A 13,205-nucleotide genomic window follows, 5' to 3' on the forward strand; every position below is an offset into this window, starting at 1 on the left:
TGTTCTTCGTCAGATAGCCCGCTATCTTCCTCATCACAGAAGCGAAAATGCCTCAAAAACTCATCCCAAATCATCGCACGATAAATTCAAAACAGCTTCTAACGCAGAATAGACAGACAAATAAAATGACAATCTGCGAAAATCCGCGTTAATCTGCGTTTCAATTTAATAGAACCATTTATATGAAACAACGCCTTCTCTCTCTCGATGTCCTGCGGGGCATCACCGTATTCGGCATGATTGTGGTCAACAATGCCGGAGGGGAATATTCGTACGATTCGCTCCGCCACTCCGTTTGGAACGGACTGACGCCGTGCGACCTTGTGTTCCCCTTTTTCCTCTTCATCATGGGAATATCCACCTACATCGCTCTACGCAAATTCCAGTTCCAACCCTCCCCTGCCGTCCTACAGAAAATTGTGCGGCGTACCCTGCTCATCTTCCTCATCGGTTGGGGTATCTACTGGTTCGAGTTTGCGTGCGAAGGCGATTTCCTGCCCTTTGCCCATATCCGCATCCTGGGCGTGCTGCCGCGCATTGCTTTGTGCTACGGCATTGTCTCGCTGCTTGCCCTTTACGTACGCCCCAAAGGACTGGCGTGGATAGCCGGTATCCTGCTGTTAGGCTATGCGCTCCTACTCCAGTGGGGAAACGGTTACGCAATGGATTCTACTAACATCCTTGCCATCTGGGACACAAAGGCCTTGGGTTACGAGCACTTGTACCATAAAAGCCCCGTCGACCCCGAAGGGCTGACCAGCACCCTCGCTGCCATCGCCCACACGATTATCGGTTTTCTCTGCGGACGGCTGATTATGGAGACGCAAGACTTAGGACAGAAAATTGTGAAGCTTTTCGTTGCCGGATTCCTGCTGGCTGCTGCCGGATTCCTGCTAGTGGAATGGTTGCCGCTAAACAAGCGCATCTGGTCGCCCAGCTATGCCCTCGCCACGTGTGGAATGGCGGCAATGCTCCAGGCTACGCTGCTTTACTTCATCGACGCACAAGGGAAGAAACGCTGGTGCCGCATCTTCGAAGTATTCGGGGTCAATCCGCTCTTCCTCTACGTGCTGAGCGAGCTGACCTCAGTGGTGCTCAACGTCACGGAGTGCAAGCCCGCCGTCTACGGAGCCATCCACAGTGTCATCGGCAATCCTTATGTAGCCTCCGCCGTCTACTCCCTGCTCTTCGTGAGCGTAATGGGAGCCATCGGATATCCGTTGTACAAGAAAAAGATATATATTAAAATATAAGGAGTTAAAGGAGTTATCACTCCGCTTCGCTCCGTTAGGAGTTAAAAGACAATACCGTTGCAAATGTGAGCCATAACAAGACTATTGGCTTTTAACTCCTAAGCCCGCTAAAGCGGGCGATAACTCCTCTAACTCCTTCTAACTCCCTAAAAAACATCAACGCCATGAAACGATTCAACCCCAACAGCCTTTGGGTTTTGCTGCTGACGGCATTCCTGCCGTCATGCACATCCCCAACTATTCCGGACAGATTGAGCTGTATCGACACCCGTGTGGGAACAGCAGCCAGCACCACCCGCACAGCCGGCATGTTCGGCAAGCATACCGAAGAATACGGACAGACTCTGCCAGCCGTGCTCGAACCGAACGGCATGAACTTCTGGACACCACAGACACAAGACACCGAACTGAAGTGCATCGCCCCGTATTACTACCGCGACTCGCTGATGCAAGGCTTCCGCAACTCGCACTGGATAGTGGGCGGATGCACGCAAGACTATGGCTCGATGACCCTCGCGGCACTAAGCAGCACGCTGCGCTGCACACCCGAAGCACGCGCCACACGCTTCTCGCACGACGATGAGACAGCAACCCCCTCCTACTACGCCATAACCCTGCCCGACGAGCACCTGAAGGCGGAAATGACCGGACGCTCGCGTGCCGCTATCTTCCGCTTCACTTACGAACAAAAAGGCAACGCCTACTTAGTGGTCAACCCCAACAGCGACGAGGGCAAAGGCTACATCGAAATCGATACGTTGAACCGACGCATCTACGGCTACAACCCCGTGCACCGCATCTACCAAGGCTGGGGCGAAGCGGCAGGCTACAGCGGACACTTCGTCATCGAATACCAGAACCAGCCCTCCGCCTTCGGCACTTTCCGTGGCGACAGTCTCTTCGCCAACCAGACCTGCATCCAGTCTGGACAAGGCATCGGCGTGTACGTGCAGTTCGCCGTGACGGAGGGCGAAACGCTGCTGGTGAAAGCCGCCTCATCGTTCACCGACCGCGAAGGCGCCCTGCGCAACCTCGCCGCCGAAATCCCACACTGGGACTTCGACCGCACCCGTCAGGAGCTTTCCGACATCTGGGAGCGGCACCTGGCAAGCATCCAGGTAAAGACCGGTGACGAGACCGCCCGGCGGAAGTTCTACACTGCCCTCTACCACGCCTCGTTCCTGCCCCGCGCCTTCAGCGATGCAGACGGACGCTACCCTTCGTTCGCCACCGGCAAGCCCATCCGCCAATTGCCTGAAGGTGAGACTTATTACGAAGACTACAGCCTATGGGATACCTACCGCGCCCTGCATCCGCTCCTTAACCTGCTCTACCCCACCCGCGCCGGACAGATGATGCAATCGCTCGTGCATAAATACGAAGAAGGCGGCTGGCTCCCCATCTTCCCCTGCTGGAACAGCTATACGGCGGCGATGATAGGCGACCACTGCATTGCCGCACTGGGCGACGCCTACGTGAAGGGCATCGGCGGATTCGATATCCGTAAGGCATACGAGGGAATGCGCCGCAATGCCTTCGAAAGCCCCTCTACGCACGAAGAATACATCAATGGCATGGGCAGACGAGCCTTGCCTTCATACCTCCGGTATGGCTACATCCCGCTGGAAGACAGTGTACCCGATGCTTTCCACAAACGCGAACAGGTGTCGCGCACGCTGGAGTACGCCTACGATGATTTCGTGCTGGCGCAAGTGGCGGAACGCCTGGGAAAGACAAAGGATTATGAGACCCTGATGCGCCGTGCGCAGAACTACCGCAACGTCATCGACCCCCGCACCGGATACGCGCAGGGGCGGCACGCCGACGGCACTTTCCTCGCCGAGGACAACGCTTTCCGTTTCGCCCCGTTCATCACCGAAGGCGCGCCCTGCCACTACACGTGGTACGTGCCCCACGACCCCTACGGCCTCATGGAATGCATGGGAGGCGAGGAAGCATACGTGGCGAAGCTCGACTCGATGTTCAGCCAAGGGCGTTACTGGCACGGCAACGAGCCTTGCCACCAAGTGGCGTTCATGTTCAACTACGCCCGCCAGCCGTGGAAGACGCAACGCGCCGTGCGCCACATCCTACAGACCGAATACCTCGACGCGCCCGGCGGCCTTTCGGGCAACGACGATGCCGGGCAGATGTCGGCATGGTACGTCTTCGCCGCCCTCGGCTTCTATCCCGTCTGCCCCGGTACGCCCTACTATGCTCTGGCAAGTCCTTCATTCCAGGAAGCCGTGCTGACGTTGGAAAACGGAAACACATTCCGCCTCCTGGCACCCGAAGCCTCTGCTGAGAACATCTACATCCAACGCGTCACCCTCGACGGCAAGCCTTATACCAAGAACTACATCACCCACGAAGACATCCTTCGGGGCGGCACCATGGAGTTCGAAATGGGTCCGGAGCCTGTTCCCGGCTGGGGAAACAAGCCGGAAGACTGTCCGTCAAGAGCCTTCTGAGAGGTAGAAAATGCGAGGCGAGGGGTCGCCGCGCATTTTCCGACACCCCGAAGGTCTCCGGCGAGGGTCCGGCGCGCATTTCTATAGTGATTTAAGTAAGTATGCAAAATAAAAAATAAAATGATATTATCAGAAACACAGATTTTCGCAGATTAGCGCAGATTACTTTAATTTACGATTTGACAATTTACTATTCGAGCATTAAATCGTACTTCATAAATCGAAAAATAGTAAATCAAAAGAATCCGCGCTAATCTGCGTTAATCTGCGTTTCTGAGCTGACACATTATATAAACTCATTCTCAACATCTACTTATAACCGAATTATTCACCTAAAAACCAATTTTGATATGACTGGAATCTTTAAGACAAACCGACTGCTGCTTTTCGTGCTGGGCATCTGCCTCCTCGGTTCGTGCCAGACGAAGCAAACCAATGTGTACAACATCCTAGACTACGGAGCCACGGGCGATGGCACCACCGACGATGCCCCAGCCCTGCAACGCGCCATTGACGCCTGCTCGAAGGCAGGAGGCGGCACGGTGCTCGTCCCTGCCGGACATACCTTCTTGTGCAGCCCCTTCCGGCTCGCCTCGTATGTCGACCTGCATCTTGAACCCAATTCGTGCCTGCTGGCGAACCCTGACGAGAGCGCCTACACCGAAAGCGCATTCGGCGAAAACCGGGGCGAAGGGATGATGTGGATTAGCGGCAAAGGACTGAAAAACGTGTCCATCACCGGAACGGGAACCATCGACGGCAACGGCGTGGCATTCATGGGCAAGGAACTGGAAGACTCGTACGAACTGAAGCCCGTGACCGACTTCGACCCGCGCCCGCACGTGCTGACACTGACGGATGTCGAGAAGCTGGTCATCCGTGACGTGACCATCCGCAACAGCGCCTACTGGACCGTACATCTCATCGGCTGCCGTGACGCTTCGATAGACGGCATCAGCATCCTGAACAACCTGAAAATCCGCAACGGCGACGGCATCGACGTGGACCATTCGAAAGACGTGCGCATCGCGAACTGTTTCATCGAGTCGGGCGACGACTGCATCTGCCTGAAGAACCGCCGCGAATTCGAGCAATACGGTCCCTGCGAGGATGTAGTGGTGAGCAACTGCACAATGACCTCGCGCTCGTGCGCCATCAAGATAGGGTCTGAAAACATGGACAGCATCCGCCGCGTGCTCTTCACCAACTGCATCATCAAGGACAGCAACCGGGGCATCGGCATCCAGAACCGCGACGAGGGTACGGTGACCGACGTGACGTTCTCGAACATGATAGTGGACTGCCGCTTCTTCTCCGACGTGTGGTGGGGAAAGGCTGAAGCCATTTACGTCACCTCCTACCCACGCGCCGTAGGCAACCACAAGGATGCCGGCTGGCGTTTCCCGAAAGGAGCGACAAAAGGCGCATGCGGCGAGGTGAGCCACATCTACTTCCATAATATCCGCTGTACGAGCGAAAACGGGGCATTTGTAGGCGGCGACACACCCGAAAAGGTAAACCACATCTACTTCGACCAAGTGTCGCTCTCGCTGCAAAAAAAGACCGCCTACGAGGGTGGTATCTACGACAAGCGTCCATGCGACGGCGAGGGCTTCGTGCGTGGCAACACGTACGGCTTCTACATCGACACGGCTTCGGACATCCGGCTGCAGTCGTGCAACGTAGCATGGGGCACTCCCCGCCCTGACCATGCGGCAGACAATGTGAAAACGGTCAATGCCACGGGAGTGAAGGTGATGCCGTAAGCACCGTCAAGTTATACCTAAAGTTTCCGAAAACACGAATGCCCGTATTGGCAATCACAAACGCTTACATCAGCAAATGTAAACGCTTGTATCGGCCAATACGGGCATCTGTATAAGAAGCCAAAAAGAGGCGGTGCATGATGTACCGCCTCTTTTTATTGAAAAAACATATCAAAATTCAGCCTACGGCTGTTTGTCCTTTTTACTCGGTAAACCAACGCGGGTCGCCGATGCCGTTCAACTCATCCAGCAAGAGCGTGAAGTCGCCGTTTTCCGGATCGGTAAACACTTCTGCAGAAGTCGCTTCAGGCGAAGTCACATCTACATCGAAGTCATTGCTGCTGAACACGCCGTCAGTAGTCTTGAAAGAGTTGACAACCGTAACCGTGCCATCGGTACGGATGCCTCGTCCCGGAGTCAGACCGAAGAGAGTATTTTCTACGTTGACATTCGTGCTGTTTCCATTCGCATCTACCAGGTAACGGCTGGCGTTGTTCGGTGCATTATAGAAGGTCACTCCGTTGAAATTCACTTCTGACAAGGCACATTTGCCTGCCTGGATAAAGTTATGCCCTACATTACTGAACGTAGAATTTGTTACGTTGATAGCACCAATAGTATACGCTGCATTGTCCACACGGAATACGGCATAGCCACCTGAACCGATGTTGGTAACCACACAATTGTCAATCGTGATAGCGTTGAAAGTCACAGCATCCGAAGCCTGCAGACGTACGATGCTTCTGTTCATGTTATCTATCATACAGTTAGTCAGCGTAAAGTCGCCGATAGCGGCACCGTTGCTTTCGTTTACCAGATACTGGCAGCCGTCGTCTACAATCGTCACTCCTTCGAAACGGATATATCCGTGCGTACCTCCGATTTCAAGCGACTTCTGGAAACTCAGCACAGGACGTTCGCCCGGTAATGCAAAGAACGTAACAGACATGCCTTCAGGTATTGCCAGCCCAGTCGCTTCGCCTGTCTCCTCATCTACTCCATGTACCTCCATCGCAGCACCGCCCGGAATACCCAGTGTCAGGCTGTAGCTTGATGCGCCTCCGGCAGCGGCTTGCGCCTGTGCGGCGAGGTCGTCAATCAGCACTTGGTCAATCAGCGTAACGCCTTCTTCCAGCGAAATCTTCAAGTCAGCGTCAGGCATCGGCGGTGTGGTGGTAGCACCGATTTCGCCACGCTTCGTTGTTCCATTATAGATAACAAACCAGTATTCGGTCTGCGATTCCAGCCCACTGATGGTGCATGCACTTGCCGCGCGGTCGTCTGCTGTTATCTGATAGGTTTGAAGAGCCGGTTCACCGGCATCGAAAGCCTCCTCAGAAGCGTACACGTCAATATGTGTAACCTCGGCATCAGCCAGCCAAGTCAGGCGCACCGTGCTTTCAGTCAAGTCTGCCGATGCCACAGAATTGAAAATCTGTTCACCATCGGTTTCAAACGAACGGCGGTCTCCATCTTCGAAATAACTCCACAATGAAGGAGGCGTACCATTATTCGAGAAAGCTTTCATACGGAGAAAGTAAGTAGTTTCACCGGTCAGCCCTTCCAGGATGTAAGGCGATTCGCGTACCGTATCAATCCGGGAACCTTGATGATAGTCTTCTTGATAAAGACTGTCTGTACTCAGTTCCAGGATGTAATAATCCACGCTTGAAAGACGGTCGAAAGTTACTTCAGCTGTAGTTGCCATAGCCGAAACCTGTATGTCCTGTGCCCCGAACAGACGGTTATAGCTGCTGTCGGTTCCCCAGTCATTGTCATCCACGCAGGCAGTCATCCCTGCAGTAAGGACACCTGCCATGAATAGATATTTATAGTTGATTTTCATATTCATATCATTTTAAAATTGGAGATTAATTAAATCCGTAAGAGTTCTTCAAGTGCCCGTTAGAATCATTGATAGTCGTGGTATGAATAGGCCACACGTGACGGTTAATCACCGGTCCGGCAGCACCTTGGAAACCAGCATATTTATCGTAGCTGATAAGGCCGCTGCTGATGTAGTTGAGCGCATCGTACGTGCTGTTGTCATCAGGAATCACCCCGTCTTTCTTCACATTGCCCCAGAAGCTGACGCTCTTATAATCGTTGGTACTCTCCGGTTCTTCATACCAGCATACACTGGAATAGTCTACCAGATACCAAGGGTCGGCACCTGCACTTTCCTTATAATACAGGTCTGCCACATACTCATCATTTTCAATGGCGTGTTTGTAAGAATCAAGCATTTCCACGGTCTTATCTATCAGCAATCCCCAGCGGATAAGGTCGTACTTACGTACAGCTTCACCTGCCAACTCCCAAGCACGTTCATCCACGATAGCGTCGAAGAACGACTCCTTACTTCCGGCTGCCTGGGCTACGTATTGTGAAACCTTTTCGGCATTCCCGTTAAAGGCACGGCTGCGCACTTCCGCCAGAGCTTCCATAGCCGACTTACCACATGTCCCGCTACCGTTAGGCCCGTAAAGTTCGTTTACCACTTCGGCATACATCAGCAATACGTCAGAATAACGCATCACTACCCAGTTGATGCCATAACCGGTCTTTGTACTTACAGCAGCATTTTGGGCACGCCACTCTTCCGTCATCTTACGTACATCCCATTTTGCCACATAAATGCCGAAAGGAGCATTCGTAAAGGTCTGCGTAGCAGTCACATCACGCAATTCGTACGGTGCACAAGTTATGTCACGGCGCACATCTTCCGGATCGAACGACATAAAGAAAGGAGCAGTCAGCTTCACTTTTCCTGATGAATTGCTGAAGCCAAACGGGCTACCCGCCGTATTGATACGTACACCTGCCGTATACCCCATCTCACCTGAATAATTCAGTCCGTGTGCCACTTCGAAGATGTTTTCGTAATACGTCTGGTCCAGCGTCAACTGGTTGATGCGATACCATTCATCTTCATAACTGGGATTCAGTTGGTGTCTGCCACTGGTGATGATGGCATCCAAGCAGTTCAAGGCAAGTTCATACAGTTCGCGGCGTTTCTCATCACCCGGACGCATCGTCGGATAAGTAGGGTCACTGTATCCCAACTGGCCTTCACGCTTCTCACTCAGGTTTACATAACCTTCTTTGGGTGTCTCACGGATGGCATAACCAGCTTCAGCCAATGCAATGCGGGCAGCCAGTCCGTATGCGAAACCTTTGGTACAATGCTCAGAAGTATAACCTGCCTCTCCTACCCACGGCAACAATTCGGCAGCTTCCTGCAAATCCACCAGCAAAGAGTCCATGATGACATCACGGTCTGTCTTTTCCAAATAAAGATTGGAACCGTCACTTTTGGTGGATTCCATCTTCATGGGCACATCACCGTAATGCTTGATTAAGTCGAAATACACCATGGCACGCAAGGTAAGTGCTTCACCCAAATAGTAACGCATGTTTTCATTTTCACGGATTTCGGAACCGCGTATGCCCTCGATAACCAAATTGGCATTCTCGATAATCTCGAACATTTCGCTCCAGTTATTTGCCAAACGGTTCCAATTGGGAGCATTGTAGCTGCAAAGACCGCGTTCGGAATCTGCCGTAGTAGTTTCTTGCGTCAAGGCATCTACCAGTTCAATGTCGCTGTTGGTAGAAAAGTTCAACGGAATACGGCATCCGTAAGTGTGGTCTAACACAAGTCCGGCATATACTTTGTTCAAAGCTTGTTGGGTATATCCTTCCGTATTGTATACCGTTTCGGGAAACATTTCAGAAGGAGACGTCTGGTCCAAGAAGTCGGAACAAGATGTCAATGTTGTGGCAAAGGCCAAGCCTGCCAGTGCCCATGTCTTATATATATTTTTCATATTTCAATCCTTTTTTCAGGTTTTTAGAATGTAACGTTGATACCTCCAACAATAGAGAAGCTCTTGGGATAAGCCGCATAATCCACACCCGGAGTCATCGGAGTGCTGGTACAGCAATCCACTTCAGGGTCTACTCCCGAATAGCCTGTAAAGCAGAACAAGTTATATCCTGTAGCATAGATGCGTACATTTTGCATCAGCATCTTCTGGCTCCATGCTTTCGGCAAGGTATAACCGATAGAAACGGTCTGCAAGCGCAAGAAAGACGCATCTTCCACATCCCAGCTGGTAAGGGGACGTCCGGTTACGGTAGCCGGGTTATAAATAGACTTTCCGCTGTTCACGCCATTGATATAGTCATAATAAGCCTGTTCGCCATGAGCGGCAATGTAGTCATTGGCAAAATTACGGTTCATCATATTTTCGCCTGTAACGGGGTCTACGCGCGACCAACGGTTGGCCATTGTAAAGTTATTGTTCACATTATAGTGTTGGCGTGAGCCTTCATAATAACTTGAAGCGGCTTTTGTTCCGTTGATGATTTGACCTCCCAATTGATAATTAAAGAATACCGTAAAGTCAAAGTTCTTCAGGAAACGGCCGTTCAGTCCGAAACCACCAATCACTGGCTGAATGGTATTGCCCAAACGGACTTTATCATTGGCATCGATAACACCGTCGTTATTCACGTCTTTCAGCTTCATCGAACCCGGTTCCAATGAACCTGTTACAGTACCTAATCCATGAGTTACAGGATTTCCTTCTGCGTCTGTACGGATTGCCCATCCCGTGCCGTTCCATTGCAAATCATCGGTTGTATACACACCATCGTAAATATAGCCGTATACTTCACCCAGCCGTCCGCCTTCTTCCAGATAGAATTCTTCCTGACTGATAACACCCGAACCAGACCAACGGCTGCTTTCCCAAGTAGCCCCGCCAGGATACTTGTCAATCTTGCCCCGGTTGTATGCAATGTTGAAGCTGAAGTTCAATCCCCAGTCGTTTTTATCGGCAATCACAATGTCCGTCATAAACTCGATACCCCTGTTAGAAGTCTGCCCTACATTCTGATACTGATAACTGTATCCGGAAGCACCCGGAAGCGTCTGGCGCATCAGCAAGTCTTTTGTCGTATTCCAATAAGCATCGATGCTACCGGTTATGCGGCTATTGAAGAAACCAAAGTCAATACCGATGTTGCGGGTTATGGTAGTTTCCCATTTCAAGTCAGGATTAGAAAGCATGTCACCGCGTTGCAACATCGAAGCTGCCGATTCACCGAAATAAATGGTACGGTCGCTCGTGCTACCCAGCGAATAAGTCGTATACATGTATTTGGCATCAATGCGGTTGTTACCTGCTGTACCGAACGAAAGACGGAGTTTCAGGTTGGAAAGCCAGTCGCTCGCTTTTTTCATGAATGATTCTTCGCTGATACGCCATGCTAAAGCTACAGAGGGGAATACGCCCCAACGGTTGCCGTCGGTGAATTTGCTGGAACCATCGGCACGAACCGTAGCGGTCAGCAAATAACGGTCAAGCAATGAATAGTTGATACGTCCGAAGAAAGAAGAAGTATTATCTTTGATACCAATATAAGTTTCAGTGGGCAATGCCGTTCCGTTACCCATAGAGGCAAGCACCTGGTCTACCGTATTGTCGGTCGGGAAGCCTACCGAAGTCATATTGGTATCATCATACCATGAACTGGTCATTTCCTGACCAATCATTACGTTAAACTTATCTTGTTTTGCCAACAGGTTCTTATGGTCGTATGTCACCGTATTCGCCAAACGCCATTCCTTTTGGACACGCTTGGTCAGATATGCCTGAGGCTGGCCGGAATAACCGAACTTCGAATTGGCGGTAGCTTTGGCTTCCCACACCTGGTCTGTGTTATTATAACGCCATCCGTATCCGTATTCCGAACGGAATTTCAAGCCTTCTATCGGCTCCCATGTCAGGCTGGCATTGGCATTGTTCTGCAGACGGGTCTGCTTCTTATAAGTCGCGTTAATACGTTCCAACGGAGTAAAATCCGTATTACCGGTATCCTCGTCCACAAAATCTTCCGAAAGACGGGTTATCGGACGATAGATGGTACTGCGCGCCACGATTGAGTATGCCTTACTGCTCTCCTGTGTATCAGCACCACCACTCAAACCGTCAATTTCCGTATACGAGAAACGGTCGTTCAAGTCAAGCGTCAACCACTTGTTCAACTTGGTCTGCAACTTTACGGTAATATTGTTACGTGCATAGCCCGACCCGATCATGACGCTCTTTTCGTCATTGCGTGAATAGCTGACCGCATATTTGGTTTCTTTCGTACCACCGTTTACACTCACGTTGTATTGTTGCTGGTTACCCGTACGTCCGAAAAGCTCTTCCTGATAGTTAGTCCCTTCTACCGATTTCCAGATGTCCAAATCCTGATACAAACCGTAATTCGTTCCGTCCTGGTTCAGTTCCTGCTGGTACATCACATACTCATACGGGCTTAACACACCTACTTCGCCTACCCGCTTGCGTATACCGAAAGATGCACCGAAATTGACTTGCGGCTTCCCTTCGTGTCCGGACTTCGTAGTAATGATAATAACACCATTGGCTCCTTTAGCACCGTAAATAGCGGTAGAAGAAGCGTCCTTTAACACATCGATGCTTTCGATATCTGCCGAAGCGATATCACTGATACTGCTTACCGGAAATCCGTCCACAATATATAAAGGAGAGTTATCCTGCGACAAAGAACCACCTCCACGCACACGGATTTTCACTTCAGCATCGGGAGATCCTTCCGTGGTTGTGATAGATACACCCGGCATCTTACCAGTCAATGCTTCCGACACATTGTTTACAGGTACGGCTGCCAATTGTTCCGCGTCAACCGAAGCGATTGAACCGGTCAAGTCCCTCTTTGACATTGTTCCGTATCCGATTACCACCACTTCGTCCAGCAGCTGGGCATCGTCTGCCAATGTAATGTTAAATGTAGTTTGGTCATCCACCTTGATTTCCTGAGTAGCATACCCGATATACGACACCACCAGCGTACTTCCTGCTTTCACGTTCGGAATAGAAAACTTACCGTCGAAATCGGTAATCGCTCCCGCAGTAGTACCTTTCACTAATACGCTTACTCCAATCAGCGGCTCACCCGTGCCGTCTACAACCGTACCGGTCACCGTCTTTCCCTGAGCAAACGTAACGAGACACAGCATAGCCAGCAATAGCGTAGCTCCTGCCCTACGAACTAAATTTGCTAAATCCATAAACTAAATATTAAGTTGAGTATTAAAAATAAATCCAGTCCTTGCGTCTACTCTGAAAGGACACGAAGAGAAAATTTCTTGGAAGAAAGTGCATTCTCCCCCTTTTATCTGTCCGCATGTGCCTTTCATAATAGTAGGCTTAACTTCGTTTCACATTTGGGTAACAAAATTATAGCAAATATTATGAAAGAAGGTGAAATAGTTGGTTATTTGTGTGGAAAAATTAATTTAAAAAGAGCAGAATCAGATAGATATTCCACACACTTGTACTCCTAGATACGATTGTGCCCTGCCAAGAATACATTTTTATTACCGCACGGTTCCCTCCGCACGAGAGGCCGTCCGAAACGCAACTAGTTTCATAAGCCTATGAAGCTAGTCGCAATGCCCAATGCAGCCATATCCATCAGCCACCGGATAAGCTTCATTTCGACTGGCATTTTGAGGACATTCATTCAGAAACTGTTTTGAATTTATCGCCCAAAGCACACACGAAAATGAGAAGCTGTTTTGAATTTATCGTGCGATGATTTGGGATGAGTTTTTGAGGCATTTTCGCTTCTGTGATGAGGAAGATAGCGGGCTATCTGACGAAGAACAGGAGCGA

General features: G+C 50.7%; 7 protein-coding genes. 3 read left to right on the top strand and 4 right to left on the bottom strand.

What is annotated here, in order from left to right:
• Positions 1 to 182: 182 nt before the first annotated feature.
• Complete coding sequence (locus tag B5F71_RS16460; RefSeq protein ID WP_087212442.1) at positions 183 to 1,253, top strand: heparan-alpha-glucosaminide N-acetyltransferase domain-containing protein; 1,071 nt, start codon at positions 183 to 185, stop codon at positions 1,251 to 1,253.
• A 91-nt stretch (positions 1,254 to 1,344) separates the two neighbouring features.
• Here B5F71_RS16460 and B5F71_RS21075 read toward each other — a convergent pair whose 3' ends face one another.
• Complete coding sequence (locus B5F71_RS21075) at positions 1,345 to 1,671, bottom strand: hypothetical protein (protein ID WP_241148633.1); 327 nt, start codon at positions 1,669 to 1,671, stop codon at positions 1,345 to 1,347.
• Here B5F71_RS21075 and B5F71_RS16465 point away from each other — a divergent pair.
• Both B5F71_RS16465 and B5F71_RS16470 read left to right on the top strand, forming a co-directional pair.
• The gene (locus B5F71_RS16465) at positions 1,562 to 3,724 is read left to right on the top strand and encodes a GH92 family glycosyl hydrolase (protein WP_241148632.1); all 2,163 of its coding nucleotides are present in this window, start codon (positions 1,562 to 1,564) and stop codon (positions 3,722 to 3,724) included. The genes B5F71_RS21075 and B5F71_RS16465 overlap by 110 nt on opposite strands.
• A 350-nt stretch (positions 3,725 to 4,074) precedes the next feature.
• Entirely contained in the window at positions 4,075 to 5,490 is a 1,416-nt protein-coding gene (locus B5F71_RS16470) for a glycoside hydrolase family 28 protein (RefSeq protein WP_087212445.1), read from the top strand.
• Between the two features lie 202 nt (positions 5,491 to 5,692).
• On the opposite strand, the gene B5F71_RS16475 is transcribed toward B5F71_RS16470, so the two are convergent.
• The 3 genes from B5F71_RS16475 to B5F71_RS16485 are packed head-to-tail and all read right to left on the bottom strand — an operon-like array spanning position 5,693 to position 12,598.
• The gene (locus B5F71_RS16475) at positions 5,693 to 7,336 is read right to left on the bottom strand and encodes a DUF5123 domain-containing protein (RefSeq protein ID WP_158098126.1); all 1,644 of its coding nucleotides are present in this window, start codon (positions 7,334 to 7,336) and stop codon (positions 5,693 to 5,695) included.
• Positions 7,337 to 7,361: 25 nt separating this feature from the next.
• Positions 7,362 to 9,320 (bottom strand): RagB/SusD family nutrient uptake outer membrane protein, encoded by a 1,959-nt coding sequence (locus B5F71_RS16480; RefSeq protein WP_087212449.1) that lies wholly within the window; start codon positions 9,318 to 9,320, stop codon positions 7,362 to 7,364.
• A 23-nt stretch (positions 9,321 to 9,343) separates the two neighbouring features.
• Positions 9,344 to 12,598, bottom strand: a complete 3,255-nt coding sequence (locus B5F71_RS16485) for a TonB-dependent receptor (RefSeq protein ID WP_087212452.1) — start codon at positions 12,596 to 12,598, stop codon at positions 9,344 to 9,346.
• Positions 12,599 to 13,205 lie beyond the last annotated feature (607 nt).

Source organism: Bacteroides sp. An269, from assembly GCF_002159755.1.
Lineage (GTDB): Bacteria > Bacteroidota > Bacteroidia > Bacteroidales > Bacteroidaceae > Phocaeicola > Phocaeicola intestinalis.